Genomic DNA, 21,230 nt, shown 5'->3' on the forward strand with positions numbered 1-21,230 from the left:
GGGCCATTTTTTGCAACCGACATTGGTGGTTTTTACAAAGACACCCGCGACGCAGAACTTTACGTGCGCTGGGCACAAGCGTCGGTATTTAGCGCACATATGCGCTTACACGGTATTGGTCCTCGCGAACCTTGGTCTTACACAGAGCAAGCAAGTGATGCGGTATTTGCAGCGCTTAAACTGCGCTACCAACTTATTCCTTATTTAGAGCAAAGTGCCATACAAGCACAGCAAACTGGCTTACCAATTCAGCGTGCAATGGTTTTAGCATTTCCTGATGATGTGCTAGCGCATAGTTTTGATCAGCAATTTATGTGCGGTGAAAAATTGTTAGTAGTGCCGTGTGTCGTGCCAAACGGTAAAGTGAAGTTTTATTTACCACAAGGCAACTGGATTCGCTTTCCTGATAAACAATCTTACGAAGGTGGTAAGTACTACGAACACACACTTGCACTTGAAGAAATGGCAGTATTTGTACGCGAAGGCGACAGCCTAATGCTTGGCCCAGAGGTTCAACACACAGAACAAGACATGAGCCAATTAACAGCATGGCCTAAATAAAACTCGGCTTAATAAAAAACACACACAACACACATACAACACACAATAATAAAGATATTAGCTTACTTTTTACCGAGTAAAGTAAGCTAAAGGGGGCGCAAGATGGAAGGTATGAACATTACCATGACACTGCTATCGTGCTTGGCGTTTATGGCGCTGGTGGGATATATCTCGTACCAAAAAACCAAAGGGGAAGTTAACACCCAAGATGGCTACTTTTTAGCGGGTCGTGGGTTAACAGGTACATTTATAGCAGGGTCAATGATCCTCACTAACTTATCGGCCGAGCAACTAATTGGCCTTAATGGCTCAGCCTATGGTTACAACCTAAGCTCAATGGCGTGGGAAGTAACCGCAGGAGTATCAACCATCATTATGGCGTTGATCTTTTTGCCTCGTTATCTAGCGGGCGCGTTTTCTACCTTACCTGAATTTTTACGGGATCGTTTTGACGATACCGTACGACGCATGACGGTGATCTTATTTATGGTAGGGTATTGTTTTATAACGATCCCTTCTGTTTTGTACTCAGGATCAATTGCCGTACTTAGACTTTTTGATGTACCCACCTTATTAAATATGAGCTACCAATCAAGCCTAATTGTGACCATTATTACAGTGGGCTCAGTTGGGGCTATTTATGCTGTATTTGGTGGTTTAAAGGCGGTTGCGGTCTCAGATACCATTAATGGTGTTGGGTTACTTATCATTGGTATTTTAGTACCAACACTGGGCTTAATTGCATTGGGTGATGGTAGTTTTTCAGAAGGGTTAAGCACCCTAGTAAACACCGACACAGAAAAGCTCAATGCTATTGGTAGTAGCGATGATCCCGTGCCATTTGGCACTATTTTTACAGGGATGATCTTAGCTAATTTGTTTTATTGGGGCACTAATCAGTATGTGATCCAGCGTACATTGGGCGCTAAAAACTTAGTTGAAGGTCAAAAAGGGGTGTTGTTTTCAGGGTACTTTAAAGTGCTAGTACCGTTTATGATGATGATCCCTGGCGTTATTGCTTACCATCTTTATAAACACGAAAGCCTGCCAACTATCGATTTAGCTTACCCACATTTGGTAAAAGAAGTGCTTCCACAGTATTTATCTGGCTTCTTTTTGGCCGTATTGCTAGGTGCTGTATTTAGCTCATTTAATTCATTGCTCAACAGCGCGGCGACCTTATTTTGCTTAGATGTTTATAAGCCAATGAAAAAAAATAAGGTAACAGACAGCCAACTTATAAAAGTAGCCAAAATTACTAGTATTGTTATTGCCATATTGTCGTTTATAACTGCGCCATTATTGATGTTCGCACCTGAAGGTTTATGGCACATAATTCGTGTGTTTACAGGCTTTTACAACATTCCGGTCATCACAATTGTATTGGTAGGTTTGTTTACTCGAAAAGTACCTGCACTGGGCGCTAAAGTCGCGATTATATTCCATATTATTGCCTACACCTTGCTTAAATTTGTATGGGATGTAGACATTAACTTTATTCATATTTACGCCATTTTGTTCTTAATTGAATTGGTGATAATGCTGGGTATTGGTTACTACAAACCACTTAAAACACCATGGCAATTTACACGCAAAGCTGAGGTAGACCTTAACCCTTGGAAATACGCATTACCTTGCGCAATTGTATTAGTAAGCTTGATTGTTAGCTTATATATATTATTTTCGCCACTCGGATTGGTTGGTGGAACCAGTGTGTACTTTGTACCAAGTTTAGCTGCTGTATGGTCTACAGCCTTAGTGCTTAGCTGGTGGAGTGTACGTCGTTGGCAGGTTAGTTACGAAAATAGCTTAGCGCGTATTGGTGCTAAAAACGCCGCATAACCTGCGGCTATATTCTGTATACCAAACTTAAATCACATTTAATTCACATAATGTTTGCATTAGTAAGATAGTTTGTTTAAATTTAAAGCTCTTATATAAGATATAAGAGCTTTAAGGAAAGTATCACACACTGACACCGCTTTATTAGCAACACACACAATTGCTAGCGCGGTACCACACAGCACACACGCACAATATGGAGAATGACATGAGAGCTAAAAAGTCCGTCTTAAGCTTGGCAGTCACGTTAGCAATGACAACCGGTTTAGCGCTTAGCGCGCAGGTACATGCGCAGCAAGAGCAAACCGAACAAGAACAACAAAAAACAGAAACAGCTAAAAACGATACGTTTGAAAAAATAGTCGTTACTTCACAAAAAAGAACGCAAAGTTTAAACGAAGTACCTGTTGCGGTATCGGTACTTAATAGCGATCAAATTAATTCAGCTTTTGCTAATAACATGGAAGGCTTACAGTCACTTGTTCCTTCGGTTAGCTTTAGAAAAGGCACCACAACCCGTAACTCAGCACTAACAGTGCGCGGTATTGGTACTATTTCATTTAGTATTGCTGCCGAGCCAAGTGTAGCAACTGTTGTTGATGGCGTGGTGCTTGGGCGCTCGGGTCAAGCATTTGCCGATTTATACGACGTAGACCGCATTGAAGTATTACGCGGGCCACAAGGTACATTGTTTGGTAAAAACGCCTCAGCAGGTGTGGTAAACATAACAACAAAAGATCCCTCGTACGACACAACAGGCAGCGTAGAAACCTCGTTTTATCAAGATAACGAATACCGTTTTAAAGGCGTTATAAGCGGCGGTTTAACCGACGACCTAGCGGCAAGCCTAACGGTATTTAAAGGTAAATTTGACGGTTACATTGATAACGTTTACAACAACGAAAAAGTAAACGGTTACGACCGTGAAGGTGCACGTGCTGTATTTAAATACGAGCCAGAGGATGACTTAAGCGTAAAATTTATTGCTGAATTTTATAACGCTGACGATGATTGTTGTGCCGACTTAGAAGCACTACCAAGTGGCCGTAATCCAGATTCAAAATCAGTACCAAATAGTAACGGTATTGTTGATGGCGTAGCCGATATTGATTTAGACCAACGCAGCGTTGATCACGACTACGAGTCGCGCACAATTGACGAACATAGCGCGTTTTCGGTACAGGTTGATAAAACAATTGGCGACTATACATATACTTCAATTACTGCACAGCGTTCGTGGGATAACACAGAGTACCGTGAAGGCGACTTTACCTCTATTGCTGGCGACAGCAGCGAGCCGGTATTTGACGCGCCGTTTCAATTACACGATTTAGGTGCACAGCAATGGGATCAGTTTTCGCAAGAATTTAGAGTCACCTCAAACCTAGCTGGGCCATTTAACTATGTGGCTGGCTTATTTTACTGGAACATGGACTCGCAACGTAACTTTACCCGTGACGCAAGTTGTCAAAATAACGGTGGCCAACTAGACGCTGCAATGGCGTATTACGCGCAAAATAACTTATCGGGCGCTGAGCTTGATACAGCGCTTGCTGATTTAGAAGGTTACACACAAGGCCTAGGTGTTAGCTGTAACGCAAACGATATTGTATCGGCCACTGCTTTTATGAGCACAGAATTTAATAACTGGGCCGCTTTTGCCGATGGTACTTACGATTTATCTGAAGATTTACGCGTATTATTTGGTATTCGTTACACCGATGATGAAGTGTCGTACACGCATCGCCGTGTAAGTAATGATGTATATGGCCGCACCGGTGTAGGCGTGCGCCCAGCAACACTTAATACAGATGATGAAGGTAAAGCCGAAGAAACCAACGTATCGGGTCGTTTAGGTATGCAATACGATTTAGGCGATGGTCAAATGGTATACGGTACTTACTCGCAAGGTTACAAAGGCCCTGGTTTTAATATTTATTATAACTTTAACCCAGACACCGATAGTCGCGAAATAGCACCTGAAGAGTCTGACGCTTATGAAATAGGCTACAAATACGCAAGCCGCGAATTTGTATTTAACATGGCGCTTTTCAGAACCGAAATTGAAGGTTTTCAAGCTAACAACTTTGACTGTTCAGACGGCACTTGTATTACGCGCTTAACCAATGCGGGTGATGTAAGTACGCAAGGTGTTGAAGTTGACTTTATGTGGGCTGCAACAGAGTCGCTAACGCTTACCGGTGGTGTTGCTTACATTAAAGCTGAAATTGACGAGTTTAATTGTCCGGCAGAGGTAGCCGCAGGTTCATGTACTGACCGCTCAGGTTTAGATGTACCATTTTCGCCAGATTTAAAATACTCACTAACGGCTGACTACTTTATTGAAACCGACCATGGCTTTAACGTACATATTAACGGCTCTTACATTTACACCGACGAGCAATACTCAGACCTACCAGACAACGTAGGCGAATTTAACCCAGCCGCTTTGTTACCAGATTACGGTATTTTAAACGCAAGTGTGGGTTTATCGTTTAAAGATGACGCGTTTAGAGTGTCGCTTATTGCTAAAAACTTAACAGATGAAAGCTACGCAACTACCTACAGTGGCGATAACTTCCGTTACCAAATACCACGTGATGCTGAGCGCTACTTTGGAGTATCGTTTAAAGCACGTTTTTAATATTTAAATAACTCCCTCAATAATTTCCCTACAAGCGCAACGTTTTACACGTTGCGTTTTTTTTGTGACTTATCTTTGTAATAGTTTAGTCATTTTACTTTCATTAAAATTACCTTTATCAGTCACATCTGTTTTCTATAGTGCAGCGGTTGATCTTTTTTGTGTTTACACATTTCAAAAAAATAACCACTAAACAATGGGAATTACGGATGAAAATTAAAAAAGTCGCTGCGGCAATCGCGCTAACGTTTACGTTTAGCGCAGTGAGCCATGCTGATGTACTACCGCAAAGCCAAACAGACAGCAGCTGGTATAGCGCTGCGCAAACTAAACTAACAACAAAAACAGCACAAGCGCAGGCTACACAAGCCACTAAAGCTAAAAACGTTATTTTATTTGTGGGCGATGGTATGGGTATATCTACTCTTACTGCCGCGCGCATTTTGCAAGGGCAGCGTAATAACCAATCTGGCGAAGAAGGTTATTTAAGCTTTGAAGAGTTCCCATACTCTGCACAAGTTAAAACGTATAACGTAGATGCTCAAACGCCCGATTCAGCAGGCACGATGACGGCTATTATTTCGGGTGTAAAAACCGATGTGGGCGTTATTGGTGTAGATGAAGATATTGAACGCGGCGTGTGTTCAACAGTAGCAGGTAATGAGCTAATTACCGCGACCGAATTAGCTGAAATTAAAGGGCTATCTACCGGTATTATTTCTACAGCACGTATTACTCATGCAACTCCTGCTGCCACGTATGCTAAATCGGCTGACCGTAACTGGGAAGACGTATCAGATATGCCAGAAGATGCCGTAACGGGTGGCTGTGAAGACATTGCATCGCAACTGGTTAACTTTGAAAAAAACCTAGAAGCACGATTTGTAGGGACCGACGTAGACGGTCTTGATTTTGTAATGGGTGGCGGTCGTCGTCACTTTTTACCAAAAGATGAAACAGCTAACTCAACAGACGCAGTAAGCGCTATAGAAGGCGACCGTACTGACGAGCGCAACCTAGTAACTGAGTGGCAAACACAATACCCAGATGCTACGTACGTAATGGATCAAACAGGCTTTGATTCAATTGCAGATGACGCAACTAAAGTATTTGGTTTATTTAACGAATCCCACATGCAGTACGAAGCTGACCGCGCAAATGATGTAGCGGGCGAGCCTTCGCTTACCGATATGACTACTAAAGCAATTGAAGTGCTTGGTAAAAACGATAACGGATTTTTCTTAACGGTTGAGTCGGGTCGAATTGACCACGCGCACCATGCGGGTAATGCATACAACGCACTTAACGACACCATTGAGTTTGCTAAAGCCGTGCAAGCAGCGGTAGATAACACCAATCCAGAAGAAACCCTTATTTTAGTAACCGCCGATCATAGCCATGTATTTACTATTGCAGGCTACCCTAAGCGTGGCAATCCAATTTTGGGTCAAGTAGTTGCAGTAGGCGAAACTACACCAAGCCTAGCTGCCGACGATATGCCGTACACCACAGTAGGTTACGCAAATGGTTTAGGTTTTAGAAACTTGGGCAGTGAGACTGATGCGGATGCAAGTTACACAAGTGCTGCTGTTGCAGGGCGTGTTGAGCTAAATGGCGTTGATACAACGACCCCAGGTTTTCACCAAGAAGCAACTGTACCAATGGGCTCAGAAACACACGCGGGTGAAGATATTTCACTGCATGCAAAAGGCCCCGGTGCTCAGCTAGCACAAGGAGTAATTGAACAAAACGTAGTGTTTCATCTAATTAATCAAGCTCTTGAACTAACTCAGCAATAATGGCGGCTAACATGAACAAATTAACAGTACTTTCTTTAGCAGTAATGGTCGCGCTAGCAGGTTGCTCGAGTGACGATAACAAAAATGAAAATAATATTATTGCAGTAGATAACGCTATTGCAGTGGGCTCTGATCAGTGCATTAATGGCGGTGTAGAGACTCAAGTAGGCGCAGATACCAATAATAACGACGTGCTAGACAGCGACGAAGTTAACTCAACTAATTTAGTGTGTAATGCACCTGCAACGTCGTTAACAAGTGAGCAGTTAGCCTCGCTCACTAGCAATACGTGGTTTAGTGAAGCACAAACAAAATTAGGTGCTGCACAAACAGCCAGCAGCAACATTGTTACTGAATCAGGCAAAGCTAAAAATGTTATTTTATTTGTGGGCGATGGTATGGGTATTTCTACCATAACCGCAGCACGTATTTTAGCGGGTCAGTTAGAGGGCGAAATGGGTGAAGATCACCAGTTAAGCTTTGAAACTATGCCTTTTTCGGGCTTTGTAAAAACATACAACGTAGATGCGCAAACGCCAGATTCGGCAGGCACTATGACCGCAATGGCATCGGGCGTTAAAACCGACGCAGGCGTTATTGGTATTGATGAAGCGGTTGAGCGTGGTAATTGTGCATCAGGCAAAGGGCACGAACTTGTTACCTCGTTAGAGCTTGCTGAAATTGCAGGCAAAGCAACAGGAATTATTTCTACAGCGCGTATTACTCACGCAACACCAGCTGCAACGTATGCTAAATCGGCAGAGCGTAATTGGGAAGATATCTCCGATATGCCAGAAAGTGCCGCAACGTGTGAAGATATTGCATCGCAACTGGTTAACTTTGAAGCCAACCTAGAAGCACGCTTTAGTGGTGTTGATGTAGACGGTATTGACGTAGTAATGGGCGGCGGTCGTCGTCACTTTTTACCAAAAGATGCCACGTTTAATTCAGCCGATGCAGTAAGTGCTGTTGAAGGGGATAGAACTGATAACCGCGACTTAACTGCAGAGTGGAAAACGCAATATCCAAACGGCACTTACGTAATGGATCAAACCGGTTTTGATGCAATAAGTGACGACGCCACTAAAGTGTTTGGCTTATTTAACGAGTCCCACATGCAATACGAAGCTGACCGTGCAAACGATGTTGCAGGCGAACCTTCGCTTTCACAAATGACCGAAAAAGCAATAAACGTGCTTGATAACAACGAGCAAGGTTTTTTCTTAACGGTTGAGTCGGGTCGAATTGACCACGCGCATCATGCGGGTAACGCTTATAACGCGTTAAACGACACTATTGAGCTTGCTAAAGCCGTTAAAGTGGCGATGGAAAACACCAACCCAGAAGAAACATTAATAGTTGTAACAGCCGATCACAGCCATGTATTTACCATTGCCGGTTACCCTAAACGCGGTAACCCAATTTTAGGTAAAGTGGTTGCCGTGGGCGAAACTGAGCCAAGCCTCGCCGCCGATGATATGCCTTATACAACGGTTGGTTACACCAATGGTGGTGGCTTTAGAAACTTAGGTAGCGAGACAGATGCCGATGCAAGTTATGCCTTTGCACCGGTTACAGGGCGTGTTGATTTAACAGATGTTGATACAACAACACCTGGTTTTCATCAAGAAGCACTGGTACCAATGGGCTCAGAAACACATGCCGGTGAAGATGTTGGCGTTTATGCAATGGGCCCAGGTGCACACTTGGTAACAGGCACAAACGAGCAAAGCTTTTTATTCCATGTAATGGACTTTGCAGCTGACTTTGTAAAAACAGCAGACGAAAAACTAGCGCAATAAATACCGGCTAGTTATAAATTTAGTTAAATATATCTAAATAAAAAACCCCGCATACTGTGCGGGGTTTTTGTCATTAAACTGACATTTATAATCGTTATGTTATTGCCATAAACTTGAAATATAAATAAGAGATAGCTAAATGAAAAAAGCGTTATTAATAATTGCCACGCTTGTAAGTACAAGTAGCTTTGCCTCGCAATGTGATATTGATGCCAAGCATTTAAAAGCGGATTATAAAATTACCAACAGCCATAAAGCGCAGCAAAGTAGCGAGTCACTTACCCTTTGGCGAAACAACCAGCAAGTAGCGCATCAAAGTGAAGTAATCACCGAGCTTTGGCAGCACTTAGCTAATAATCAAATACGACCAATACGTTACTTTAATGCCCAGCAACGCGGTATTGAATACCAACCATCTGAGGTACGCGGCGTACAAAACTGGAGTGCTAAAAACCAGCTGGTGGATAACCATCTAATCGAAAAAATGACCCTAGTAAGCACCCAAGGCAGCGGCTGCGATGAAGTAAAAAACTATACACTGAGCGAAAATGGCAACGACTTTAACCTTGCCTTTTTTACGCATTCAAAATTAGTAAAAACATTTAGTATCAGTAACAAAAAAAGCCAAACAACTACCTTACTTAGCCTTAATAATGTAAGCACTGAGATGCCATTAATTACTGCTCAATTTGCACAGTGGGATCGCTTTCAAACCACCGATTACGCCGACATTGGCGATAACGAAGGCGACCCATTTTTGGCTAAAATGATAAACCTTGGTTTTATAGAACACAGCGCAACAGGTTTTTACAACCAGCAGGGCGAGGCTATTCAAGGCGGACATCATCACTAGGTTTTAGCGTTTTTAAATGTAGTAGCTCATAGCTGAAAATGGCAGGTGGTTATGAGCTACAAGTAGATTAATTTAAGCCATTCCTGCCCAAGTAATACTGCAAACACTTTCCCATTTTATAAAACACACCATCAGCTATATAATATTTATAGTTGGTATTAACTTACACTATTTGATACTAATAAAAGTCCATTGAAATGCTTTCTAAAGTGAAATGATAGAATACTTAAATTCATTCATCAGTTTTTTATACAGAGGCAGTAAAGCCTCTTTGAGTAATTTACCATGAAAACATTTAGTCAGAAGACACGAAAAAACATACAGGCTTGTTGTATGGCTCCATTTGTAGTTTTTCCTGCACTATTAGTGGCATTTCTAATTTTATATAGTTATTCGCTTGCTACTGGTTACGTTGTCTCTACAACAGGCTTTGAAACTTGGATTATAATGGCTTTTGTTGGGTGGCTTTTAGCTGCATTTTTAACTCTTTTTTATGGTTTGCCGATAGCTTTGTTGCTTCAACATTTTAATAAATTCAAACTTCGTTTTTTACTCCCTTTAAGTTTAGTACCCACTTTCATAGTATTGTTAGCCACTAAATCAGAGCATGGGGTGTTATTAATCTATGTTTATAGTTCAGCTATTGTGGCTGTGGCCTACTGGTTTATATTCACAAGGAAAAAGTGTGGAGAATAAAATAATGAAAAAAGTGAATGTGCCGGTAGATTGGGTCGAAAATTCAAATCCCGTTCAGCCTGGTTTATATTTTGTTGCGTCTAGTTATAAAACTGGGTTCGGTTCTTACGATTACCTTAACTGGGATGGTGAAAAGTGGCTTAAAGCTGACTCAATAAAGGTTGTTGGTTGGGTTTCCCTTGGATATTTTTTAGGTTTAATAGAGGCTGGTTGGCCTATGAGTGATGAGCGAGATAAAAAGCTTGAAGAGTTGAGCAATATAAATAAAGAAAAATTCAAAGGAGACGAAGGTGGATTCGTTGAAGTTGAGTAACATACAAAGTTAATTATTTAGAAGTTTTGCCTCTAAACGAGGCAAAACCATTATCTCTAATAACTCAAACCCGACTACCTAAATTACTCAAGATGAGCATCATCAGGCTTTTTAGGTTTACTCGCTACTTCTGTTAAGCCGTCTTCGCAATCGCCGCTATCGCAGGTATTTAAATCGCTTTGTGCTTGTTTATCTTGTTGCAGAACTTGTTTTAAATCTTCCATGCGTTGGCGCACGGCTACGCCGTAGCTGGCGTCGTCTCCCCATAACGCAGCAAGTTGCAGTACTGCAGCGCGGTCGTGGTCTCTAAATAGTTTACCAGCACGTTCTGCATCTTGTTTAGTGTTACCTAGTAACTCGAGTGCTTCTACGGCAAGGTTAATAGCAGAGTCGACTGTTTCTCGGTTAAACGCATCTACTTTTAAATTAAGTAACTGATACGCATGGCGGCGGTCGATTGCGCGAGCAACTATTTTAAGCTGCGGGTAGTTTTTATGCGCGAGCTTAATTATCTCAATGGTTTTATCGGGGTTATCAATTGCAATTACCAGCATTTGCGCGGTGTGCGCGCCTGCGGCTTCAAGGAGTTCTTGGCGTGCGGCATCGCCATAAAATACGGTATTGCCAAAACGGCGTAGTAATTCTATTTGGCTAGGGCTGTGATCAAGTACGGTTATTTCGTAGCCTTGCGCGTGCAGTAAACGCCCCATAATTTGGCCAAAACGTCCGTAGCCCGCAATAATTACGTGCTTAGCGGTGCTAATTTGCTCTGGCTTATCAAACTCAGGCAGAGCACTGCTGCTGCGTTTTTGTATTTGCTCATAAACCATAAGTAATAACGGCGCTATTAGCATTGATACCGCCACAACTAAGGTAACAAGGCTGGTTTGCTCGGGCGTTAAAATACTTAAGGTGGTGGTTACGCTTAACAGTACAAAAGCAAACTCACCCCCTTGGGCAAGCGCTAAGGCAAATAATAATTGCTGTTTACTGTTAATTTTAAAGGTAACGGCAAGGGCAAATAAAATGCAGGCTTTAACCACAATGAGTAAAACCACTAAGCCTATAACAGTACTAAACTCGTTAAATAGCAGTTCAAAGTTAATTGATGCGCCAACAGTTATAAAAAACAATCCTAAAAGTAAGCCTTTAAAGGGTTCTATATCGGCTTCTAATTCGTGTCTAAACTCACTCTCGGCAAGTACCACACCCGCTAAAAAAGTACCCAGCGCAGGCGATAAACCAATACTTTGCATAACCAGCGCAATAGCGACCACTAAAAACAGTGCAAAAATAGTAAATATTTCACGCATGTGCGTTTGGGCAATGTATCTAAATAACGGGGCCGATACATATTTACCGCCGGCAATAATAGCGGCAATAACCGCAACCGATACACATACTTGTTGCCATACAGGCCAGCTCGCAATAATCGAATCGCTGATTTCTTTTGTGCTAGTTTGCGGGGCAAATGCAAGCAGTGGCAATAGGGCTAAAATAGGAATAATTGCGATGTCTTGAAACAGCAATACCGAAAACGCGTTTTGTCCGGCTTCTTGCTTTAGCCAGCCTTTTTCTTCAAGGCTCTGCAACACAATAGCAGTAGAGGAGAGCGCCAACATTAAACCAATGGCGAGTGCGGTTTGCCAATGCATGGCAAAAAACCAATAACAAAACGCAAAAATAGCCGCTNCTGCCGATAGCACAACCTGTAAGCCGCCAAGCCCTAAAATAGAGTGGCGCAATGTCCATAAGCGCGAAGGTTGTAGCTCAAGGCCCACTAAAAACAGCATCATTACTACGCCAAATTCAGCGAAGTGCATTACATCGGTTTGATCGCCCACAACACCCAGCGCATAAGGGCCAATGAGTATACCGGCAATTAAATAACCTAATACTGAGCCAAGTCCGACTCGTTTTGCAATAGGGACAGCTACAATGGCTGCTGCTAAGTAAATTAAAGCAATTTCTAACACGCGTTTATCCTAATAACATCAAGGCTTTTAGAATGGCTTAGCTGCTTATAAAATACAATGGATTATATGGCTCAAAGTTGCTTATTTATCAGTAGTTATAACACTAATGGTTATAACTACTGGGCTAAGAATAGCACTTTATGTTGAAGGGCTTATTTGGGGGGCTAAATATTACAAATACTTATAATTGCTGAGCTTGGTTGGCCTGAATCAGAATGGTAAATAGTAATGTTTGAGCTGATTGTATTTTCAACGCTTGTTTCAATTGCTGTTACTTCAAACTCTGCTGATGCAGGTAGGTCGATATCCAATTCGCTATCGAGGTAAGTACTTCCGCTTTTTTGCAAAGTAAGTGGTTTGGTTTGATCAAAGCTAAATTGAAAGCTATCTGACGCTAAAAGTGTATCTACCATGTTAAAGCGTAAGTTAACGGTGTCGGGGCCTGAAAACTCAGCACACACAAATACCGAAACCTCAACAGCTTGTAAAACGGGCATGCTATTTTGGCCTATATCCACAGTAAAGTTGCTTTGCGTAATTGCTACAGAGTTATATACCCCTGTTGCGAGTCTTTCGTCTGCGGTGGTTATCGTTATTTTTTCACCTTGTGCTAAATTAACCTCTTCATCAAAAAAGCCGTTTGTGTTGGTAGTGTACTGCAGTCCATTAATTGTTAGCTGTGCATTACTTATAGCCGCTTTTTGCACATTAGTGAGTAGCCCTTTAATGCGACCGGTAAGTTGTGCAGAGTTGGTTACTGTAATTGAAAATTGCACACTTTTTGAAAATCCATCAGCATCAGTTGCTATAACGGTTAGCGTGTAACTACCTGTCATATCGGCGATAAATTCGGTAATACTTTGGTTTGCATTGCTTAAGCTGGTGCTCGAGCCTGATGGGGCTGATAGTGTCCAAGCGTAATCGAGAGTGGTTCCTTCTGGGTCGTAACTTTGGCTTACATCAAATTTAACTGCATTGCCCACTACATCGTAGCGTGATTGCTCCCCCGTGAAGCTAATTACTGGCAGTGCATTTTGTATTACACCAATTGTTAGGGTTTTTGTGTCGGAGTACTGCACGCCATCGTTAGTGCGTAACAAAATAACCACTTGCCCCTCGACTGATGCGCTAAACGTTGGTTTTGATATTGTATTACTGCTAAGCGTTGCTTGGCCTTGCGACGAAATGATTTCCCATTGGTAGCTTAGTGGTTGGCCTTCTGGATCGTAACTATTGGAAGCATCAAGTAAAACTTGTTCATCAACCGTTATAGAGGTTTCATAAGTTACCAAAGTGATAGGCTTTTTATTGCTACTGGCATGTAGTGCTGAGGTTGCTTGGTTTGAGCTTAATTGCCCATCAGACACTGTGAGTACTACAACGTAGTCGCCTTCTTTATCGGCAACAATAGAGGGTGTTGCTGATGTGCTGTTAGTCAGTTGTGATGCACTCTTTACAGGCTTAGCTTGTAACTGCCAGTTATAGCTCAGTGTATCTCCGTCAGGGTCGCTACATTGTTGGCACTGCAAAGTGGTAGATTCGTTTAACGTAATATCACGTTCGGATTCAAGTGTTGCAACGGGGGCTTTATTACTTGTGGTAACAGTTAAAGTAACTGATGCGGTATCACTTTCGTTTTGTTGATCGGTAACAGTGAGTGAAAGCGTGTAATCTCCAGCTGTTGACGCTGAAAACCCAGCGGTATGATTTTGCATGTTTGAAAGAGCTGGCGTGCTGCCCTCGGGTTTTGATGTAATTGCCCAAGCATAACTAAGCGTATCGTTTTTATCGGGATCAGTACTTTGGTTACCATAAAGCGTAACAACTTCATTTGGGGCAATTGTATTGTTTTCTACGTTAATAACCGCTTGTGGCGATGAGTTAGAATTAAGCGATTCACTTTTTATGAGTACGACAGTGCTTGCTGTATCACCTTGTGAATTAGTAACGGTAAGCTCAACTTTAAACTCGCCTATTTCGTCGGCAACAAACTGGCTTTTAACTTGAGTCGCATTTTCAAGCGTTGCATTACTTGCTACGGGCTTGGTAATAAATTGCCATTTGTATTGATTAATGGCGCCGCTGGTTGTGCTACTTTGCGCGCCATTTAAAAGCACAACATCACCTTGTTTAACGGTTTGTGTGCTACCTGCGTTAGCAATTAGTTGGGTATTTGCAGTAACGGTGAGTTGTTTTTGTGCAGGTGTGCTTGAAAGCTTGCCGTCACTCACGGTTAATACTAATTGGTACTCTTGTGCTTCAGATACTGAAAACTCAACGGTACTTTCATTATTAACCGTAATCGGTATTTCTACTTGTTCGTTTTTGCTGGTTAATTGCCATTGATAGGTGAGTGCATCGCCATCGGGGTCACTACTTTGTGCTGCGCTAAAAACGAGGGTGGTATTTACTTTAAACTCCGATTGCTCGGTAGTAATAACTGCAATAGGCTTTGTGTTAGTGCTGAGCGGTTTAGTTACTGTTTTGGAGTCTGAACCTCCAGAGCCACATGCAACAAGCGTGAATAGAGTAGTGATTAGAATTAAGAGTTTCCATTTCATAGTATTAATATCCTTTTAAAAAGTTGAATATTAATATGTACCGAAATTAGCTATAAAGCAAAAAAATAAATCAAATAAGTAAATTTTCATTATTTTAGGAAATAGTTAACGTGAAACAGTGCTGCTTTTAAATAATTTATACTTTGAGGGAAGTGCCTTATGCCCAGATTGATAGGGCATAAAGTATATTAAATGGCAGTTGAATAACGCTTAAATAAAGTTAGTCAGCTACTTTTACTGAACCGCTAATATTATCGATACTTACATCGCCCGAGCCCGACTCAGTAATAGTCAGCCCCTTTGCATGATTAACGCGAATATCACCCGAACCGTCTTCAATTGTTACGCTTGAACCAATATGCTCAATAAGCAGGTCGCCAGAGTTATCATCAACATTAACAGCACCGCTTATATGGCTTATCACTAAATCACCCGATCCATCTTCAACGTTTAGCGAACCGGTTATGTTGCTCACGAGCATTTCGCCAGAACCATCGTCAATAGTTGCATTGCCGCTTACGTTATTTACATGAATGCTGCCAGAGCCGTCGGTTAATTCTAAATTACCCGCGATGTTTTCAAAGTTTACTTCACCTGATCCATCGTCAACAGTTAGGTTTTTAGCACCGCTTATAGTTAAGTCCCCCGAGCCGTCTTTTACATCAATATTGCTTTGCATAGCATTTATTAAAATGTCGCCTGAGCCATCATCAATATCTAAATTTAGATTACTTGGCACAGTAACCACTAAATTAATACTTGGAGATTGACCACTGTAAAAGCTAATACCATTACGGCTTTTATTTTGGGCAACAAGCTTTGCTTGTTTACCGTCTTGCTCCAGCGTTAGCTCGTATTCGTCTTCAATGTCGGCTGTGTAAATAGTGGCATCAACACTAATGCTGGTGGCCGTTTTTGAGCCTTTTATTTCAAGGCTACCTGCACCGCTTAATACATTTAAATATTCAAGATTATTGCTTGGCAGTGATAGCTGTTGAGTTTGCTTTACTGAGGCAACGCTTGGCGATATGTGAAATACACAGCCACTTAATAATAAAATGCCGCCAATAAGTGAAAGTGGTTTTGTAATGTTAGATACAGTTGATGAGCTCATGTTTAGTCCTTTGTATTTTTGTTTGTATTTATATAAACAATATAGAGCAAAAATGAGGCCGAAATGTAAGCTGTTGTTTTATATATGGTGGTGGTTTTTTATGAAAGTTTAAATACTAATAAGTGGTTAAAATAACTAACTATTAATAAAAAAGGATGCGCGATGCATCCTTTGTTTAATTTAGAAACTTTAACTGTGGTATTAATGTGCTCTGAAGTAGCTTATTTGTTGCTTAATTTTTTCAGCTAATGTCATTAGTTCACTTGCCGAATTTACAGTACTTTGCGTGCGAGACTCACCCTCTTTAGCGAGTTGGCTTATAGAGTGTAGGTTTTGAGTGATTTCTGCAGCAACGGTGCTTTGTTGATCTGTTGCCTCAGCTATATTATTTGATGAGCGAGTTAGATCACCAATACTTTGAGTGATTAAGTTAAGTTGCTCTCCTGTTTTTTCGCCCTCTTCAGCTGATTTAATACCCAACTGACGGCTTTGTTCCATTTGTTTAGTTGCGGCGGTAACTTGTATTTGTAGCTGTTCAATTGTTTGGCTAATTTCTAAAATTGATTTTTGAGTGCGCTGCGCTAATGTTCTAACTTCATCGGCTACAACTGCAAACCCTCTACCTTGTTCGCCAGCTCTTGCCGCTTCTATTGCTGCATTAAGTGCTAGTAAGTTTGTTTGCTCAGCAATCCCATTAATTACTTCGGTTACTTTACTTATTTCGTTACTCGCGGTGTTTACTTTTTCTACAGAGTTATGGCTATCATTTAACTGTTGGCTTAGTTGCATTAAATCATTAACAACTTGGGTTAATTGTGTTCGACCTAATTGAGCTTCTGCATCAACTTGTTGGGTTCGTTGAGCGCCTTCATTTGCGTTATTGGCTACATCTTTAATGGATACTGACATTTCTTCGATGGCGGTGGCTATTAGATCTGTTTGCCCCATCATTGCATGTGCTTCTTTGCCGTTAGTGAGTGCAATTTTTTTGGAGATGCCCGCTTGCTTTTCCAGCTCAACTACAGAGTTTTGTAAGGCGAGTATTAGTTTTTTGAGTTCAACCGACATGCTGCTTACACTCGCGGTAATTTGGTCTATTTCATTTTCACTATTTGTGTTGGTATTTAAAAAATGTTGTGACAAATCACCTTTACCTAATGCATCAACGCTACGTGTTAACTGTCTTAATGGTTTAAGTGTTTTTACTAGCACCCAAAAAAGTAAAATTGAGATAGCAAGGATCCCCCCAACAGACGTTATGCTGTTAACTACCATTAGTTTTATGCTTTCTTCAGTGAGTTCGCTTTCTTTTACACGACCAAGTAAGGTCCAATCCCACCCAGGTACCGTTTTACTGTAAGCAAACATCGGGGTGTTATTTTCACTATTGTATTTTAATGACAGACCTTTTTTAATTGCCTCTAGATTAAGCCCATCAAGTGCTTTGGAGTTCACTTTTGAGTCAACTGCGGCCTCTTTACCCGCTATAACTACATCATTTGTATTTCTGAAAACAAATAAGTTACCGCTTTCTTCAATTACTATTTTATTAACAGACTCTCTCAGCGATGCCAGTGCATCGTTTATATTAAAACCTATGTATAAAATACCAATTACTTGGTTTTGTTTATTTTTAATTGGTTGGTAAACAGTCATATACTCGTTGCCGAATAATTTAGCGTAACCTTCATAGCTTTGACCGTTCATAAGAGGCTGATAGCCTGGGTGTTTTTTTCCTAGGTATGTGCCAATAGCCCGTTGCCCATCACTCTTTTTTAAAGAGGTAGTAATACGAAAAAAATCATCCCCATCTCGCATAAATACCGTGGCGTTACCTCCGGTTAATTTAGCGTAATTTTCAACAATATCGATATTGTTATTAACCTGTGCACCATCATGTAAAAGAATAGGAACCATAGTATCTACGACCATTACTTTTTGATCGCTTTTTTTAAATTCACCAGGGTACATACCTTTAAATACGGTCGCATTGCGTTTTGCTATTGCAAGTAGGCTGTCGTATTGGAGTTCTAAAAGATCTGAAATAGCGGTTATTTCAGACTTAATCGCAGTTTCACTTTTTTCAGAAAGTGTATTAGCCGAGATTAAATAGGTAGATAGTCCCACTAAACTAAAAATACATAACGTTAAAGTGAATGCTAGGGCACCAATTTGTTTTGATATTGACCAGTTTTTATAGCTCATACTTCACTCCAAAGAAAGACGGTATTTATGCGTACTTAGTTTAATTATAGGCGTTTTAAGTTGTTTTTTGATGACTTACTAGCAACTAAATTAACCTAATAATCAATTTATCATATAAAAAAAATTTAATAATAATAAAAAGTTAGCAATTTATGTTGAAGGTGTTATTGCTGAATTTATTTGATTATAGCTAGGATGGTTATTTTTATTACTATTTTTTAAATATAAAAAATCCGATATGGCATGCCATATCGGATTTTAATTTAACTCATTAAATTTAAATTTAAATTAAAAGCTGTAAGTAATATTACCGTATAAGAAACGCCCGTCTAATCCGTAAGGTGCATACGGTGTGTACGGGAATATTTGACCAAAGTCAGAGTAACCAATGTTATCCACGGTGGCTTGTGGGTACTGATCGAACAAGTTGTTTGCACCAACGGCAAATTTCCAATATTCGTCTGGACGGTATGCCACTTCTAGGTCGGTGATCCATTTAGGGTCTAGGTATTCATCGCGATCAGCTGTAGTTGATATATCAGCGACTTCACCATAACGTGTGGCACGAAGCGTTGTTTGCCATTCGTTAAAGTTCCACACTGCTGATAGGTTCCATTTGCTATCTGGCGTGCCTTCTTCAAAGCGACCTACTTCACGACGTGCAAACACTACGTAGTCGTCACCTAGTGAGTTTAGCTCGCTTGGGTTGTCGTTTACGTGCGTTACTTCGGTGTCGTTAAAGTTAGCTGCTACGTTTAAACGTAAATCACCTAAGTTGTCTAAATCTAGGTTATAAGTGGCAACTATATCTACACCTTGCGTGCGTGAGTCGATAGCGTTGGTAAAGTAACGTACGCTTTCGGTATTTAGCTCACCTGCATTTTGTAGTATTTCTACTACGGCATCGCCCTCTAAGTTTTCAGACAATACAATACGGTCATCAATATCAATACGGTACGCATCAACGGTTAAGCTAAAGCTGCCTTGCGTGTACATAAAGCCCGCAGTAACGTTTACTGACTCTTCAGCATCTAACGGCTGAGCACCGAGTGCTTGCGCTGCGGCTGAATCGGTTGGGAATAAACCAACTTCAAATGGTTGGTTGTTCTCAAGTACAGTAGAGATTTGGCGGTACGAGCTTTGCGCTAAAGATGGCGCACGGAAACCGGTGCTAATTGCACCGCGCAGCGATAGGTTTTCAGTAATGCTGTAACGCGAGGCAAGTTTAGAGGTAAATGTGTCGCCAAAGTCGCTGTAATCTTCATAACGACCCGCTAAAACGACGTTCCATTTTTCTGTTAAGTAGGTATCAAACTCAACAAATAAAGCGATGTTATGACGGCTTTCGTCAGTCGCACTTTCTGGTCCAAAACCAGCAAGTACTTGCGCGCCACCGGCTGCAATTGGGTTACCGTCGCTATCAAGTGCGGTGATGTAAGACGCTTCTTCGCCTTCTTCTATTTTGTAGCTTTCGTGGCGGTATTCAGTACCTACGGTAAAAAATACGTCATCAGGTAAGCCTAAATCGAGTGTGGTATTGGCTGTTGCGTTTACTAAAAACTGATCGTAAACCAATGCACCGTTGTCAAATTCGGTTGGGCTGTCGGCACCTAGTGATGTGTTTATACTATTTACAACACCAAAGCCAAAGTCGTTACGGCCGTAGTTGGTACTTACATCCCATGTCCAGTCGTTAGTTTCGCCTTTTAAGCCCAGTGCAAATGAGTAGTCTTGTACGTCTGTTTCAATCTGCGGCAAAAATCCATCTGGGTACACTTCTAAAACGTTACGGCTGTCTTTTGCACGGCGGTAAAAACCACCTGAATTACCTTCACGCTTTGAGTAGCTACCAAATGAATAAAGGTTTAAGCCGTTATCAAAGTCGTAACCCATGTTGTAAAACAACGCGTAATCTTCAAGGTCTGCTTTACCAAAACGGTGGTTGTAACGATCGATAGTAAATTCGCGTGGGTCTAGGCTGCCATCATCAAGACGGCTGTATTGTTCGCGTGGGTCAAAGCCTGAGCGCTGCGTTGAGTCGTTATCGCGGTATTCAATTGATACGTTTACAAAGCCGTTATCAGATAACGCAAAACCAGAGTTTGCGCTAACAGTGCGTGTTGCACCGTCGTTTACTTCTCTGTCGCCACCGGTATTAAAGGCTAAGTCGCCGTTTGCATCTGCGTAGGTGCTTTCTAGCTGAGGTACGCCAGCCATTTGAGTATCGTATTTACCGTACGTTACGCTAACGCTGCCGCCTTCTGAGGCATCTTTAAGTACAATGTTAATTACCCCAGCAATTGCATCAGAACCGTACTGTGCGGCTGCGCCATCACGAAGTACTTCAACACGTTTAATTGCAGAGGTTGGGATCATGTTCAAATCAACAGCGGTAGAGCCTCGACCAACAACACCTGCTAAGTTTAATAGCGCACCGGCATGGCGGCGCTTACCGTTTATAAGTACTAATGTGTGATCGGGTGCTAATCCACGTAAAACAGCTGGTTTTGCATGGTCAGTACCATCACCCATAGTGGCACTTGGGTAGTTAAAGCTAGGTACTTGGTTTGCTAGTATTTGGCTTATTTCTAGCTGACCCGTACTTTGCATATCACCGCTGGTAATAATATCTACAGGTACTGAGCTTTCGGCAATACTGCGTAAGCTACGGCGAGTACCTGTTACTGAAATCACTTCAATGCTTTTTTCGGCTTGAACATCTTGTTCTGCAGCAAATACAGAAGAATAGGGTGCACTAAGTGCAGAAGAAACGGCCAGGCTAAGTGCTACTTTTTTGGCTGATAATGGCTTTAACATGATGTTGATTCCCTTGAGGGCTGCTGACTATTGATTTTAAAAAGGAG

The 21,230-nt window shown here is 41.5% G+C and carries 13 protein-coding genes; 8 read left to right on the forward strand and 5 right to left on the reverse strand.

Going from position 1 to position 21,230, the window contains the following annotated elements; genetic code table 11:
- The 8 genes from L652_RS0112860 to L652_RS0112895 form a co-directional block, all read left to right on the forward strand.
- Positions 1-561: TIM-barrel domain-containing protein (locus L652_RS0112860; RefSeq protein ID WP_029753053.1), on the forward strand; the 561-nt coding region annotated here is incomplete at its 5' end.
- Positions 562-663: 102 nt separating this feature from the next.
- On the forward strand, positions 664-2,403 hold the full coding sequence (locus tag L652_RS0112865) for a solute:sodium symporter family transporter (protein ID WP_024594848.1): 1,740 nt from the start codon (positions 664-666) through the stop codon (positions 2,401-2,403).
- A 208-nt stretch (positions 2,404-2,611) separates the two neighbouring features.
- Positions 2,612-5,047 carry a TonB-dependent receptor gene (locus L652_RS0112870; protein WP_024603488.1) on the forward strand — a complete coding sequence of 812 codons (2,436 nt, stop codon included), beginning with the start codon at positions 2,612-2,614 and terminating at the stop codon, positions 5,045-5,047.
- A gap of 209 nt (positions 5,048-5,256) precedes the next feature.
- Entirely contained in the window at positions 5,257-6,846 is a 1,590-nt protein-coding gene (locus L652_RS0112875) for an alkaline phosphatase (RefSeq protein WP_024595529.1), read from the forward strand.
- An 11-nt stretch (positions 6,847-6,857) separates the two neighbouring features.
- On the forward strand, positions 6,858-8,648 hold the full coding sequence (locus tag L652_RS0112880; protein ID WP_024603489.1) for an alkaline phosphatase: 1,791 nt from the start codon (positions 6,858-6,860) through the stop codon (positions 8,646-8,648).
- A 139-nt stretch (positions 8,649-8,787) separates the two neighbouring features.
- The gene (locus L652_RS0112885) at positions 8,788-9,501 is read left to right on the forward strand and encodes a hypothetical protein (RefSeq protein WP_024594893.1); all 714 of its coding nucleotides are present in this window, start codon (positions 8,788-8,790) and stop codon (positions 9,499-9,501) included.
- Between the two features lie 333 nt (positions 9,502-9,834).
- Entirely contained in the window at positions 9,835-10,197 is a 363-nt protein-coding gene (locus L652_RS0112890) for a hypothetical protein (RefSeq protein WP_024594894.1), read from the forward strand.
- 4 nt (positions 10,198-10,201) lie between these two features.
- Positions 10,202-10,510, forward strand: a complete 309-nt coding sequence (locus L652_RS0112895; protein WP_139015400.1) for a hypothetical protein — start codon at positions 10,202-10,204, stop codon at positions 10,508-10,510.
- Between the two features lie 83 nt (positions 10,511-10,593).
- Here L652_RS0112895 and L652_RS0112900 read toward each other — a convergent pair whose 3' ends face one another.
- The 5 genes from L652_RS0112900 to L652_RS0112920 all read right to left on the reverse strand — a co-directional run bounded on the left by L652_RS0112900 (position 10,594) and on the right by L652_RS0112920 (position 21,186).
- The gene (locus L652_RS0112900) at positions 10,594-12,486 is read right to left on the reverse strand and encodes a monovalent cation:proton antiporter-2 (CPA2) family protein (RefSeq protein WP_024603490.1); all 1,893 of its coding nucleotides are present in this window, start codon (positions 12,484-12,486) and stop codon (positions 10,594-10,596) included.
- 164 nt (positions 12,487-12,650) lie between these two features.
- Positions 12,651-15,047 (reverse strand): PKD domain-containing protein, encoded by a 2,397-nt coding sequence (locus L652_RS0112905; RefSeq protein WP_024596103.1) that lies wholly within the window; start codon positions 15,045-15,047, stop codon positions 12,651-12,653.
- 220 nt (positions 15,048-15,267) lie between these two features.
- Complete coding sequence (locus L652_RS0112910) at positions 15,268-16,161, reverse strand: hypothetical protein (protein WP_024596102.1); 894 nt, start codon at positions 16,159-16,161, stop codon at positions 15,268-15,270.
- Between the two features lie 201 nt (positions 16,162-16,362).
- On the reverse strand, positions 16,363-18,366 hold the full coding sequence (locus tag L652_RS0112915; RefSeq protein WP_024596101.1) for a methyl-accepting chemotaxis protein: 2,004 nt from the start codon (positions 18,364-18,366) through the stop codon (positions 16,363-16,365).
- Positions 18,367-18,654: 288 nt separating this feature from the next.
- Positions 18,655-21,186 (reverse strand): TonB-dependent receptor, encoded by a 2,532-nt coding sequence (locus L652_RS0112920; RefSeq protein WP_024596100.1) that lies wholly within the window; start codon positions 21,184-21,186, stop codon positions 18,655-18,657.
- Positions 21,187-21,230: the final 44 nt, after the last annotated feature.

Origin of the sequence: Pseudoalteromonas sp. TB25 (genome assembly GCF_000497995.1) — a bacterium.
GTDB classification, from domain to species: Bacteria; Pseudomonadota; Gammaproteobacteria; order Enterobacterales; family Alteromonadaceae; genus Pseudoalteromonas; species Pseudoalteromonas distincta.

Bases quoted from the DNA above. Each gene is read 5' to 3' on its own strand.
- L652_RS0112865 (WP_024594848.1), top strand. From the start codon at position 664: ATGGAAGGTATGAACATTACCATGACACTGCTATCGTGCTTGGCGTTT.
- L652_RS0112870 (WP_024603488.1), top strand. From the start codon at position 2,612: ATGAGAGCTAAAAAGTCCGTCTTAAGCTTGGCAGTCACGTTAGCAATG.
- L652_RS0112875 (WP_024595529.1), top strand. From the start codon at position 5,257: ATGAAAATTAAAAAAGTCGCTGCGGCAATCGCGCTAACGTTTACGTTT.
- L652_RS0112880 (WP_024603489.1), top strand. From the start codon at position 6,858: ATGAACAAATTAACAGTACTTTCTTTAGCAGTAATGGTCGCGCTAGCA.
- L652_RS0112885 (WP_024594893.1), top strand. From the start codon at position 8,788: ATGAAAAAAGCGTTATTAATAATTGCCACGCTTGTAAGTACAAGTAGC.
- L652_RS0112890 (WP_024594894.1), top strand. From the start codon at position 9,835: ATGGCTCCATTTGTAGTTTTTCCTGCACTATTAGTGGCATTTCTAATT.
- L652_RS0112895 (WP_139015400.1), top strand. From the start codon at position 10,202: ATGAAAAAAGTGAATGTGCCGGTAGATTGGGTCGAAAATTCAAATCCC.
- L652_RS0112905 (WP_024596103.1), bottom strand. From the start codon at position 15,047: ATGAAATGGAAACTCTTAATTCTAATCACTACTCTATTCACGCTTGTT.
- L652_RS0112910 (WP_024596102.1), bottom strand. From the start codon at position 16,161: ATGAGCTCATCAACTGTATCTAACATTACAAAACCACTTTCACTTATT.
- L652_RS0112915 (WP_024596101.1), bottom strand. From the start codon at position 18,366: ATGAGCTATAAAAACTGGTCAATATCAAAACAAATTGGTGCCCTAGCA.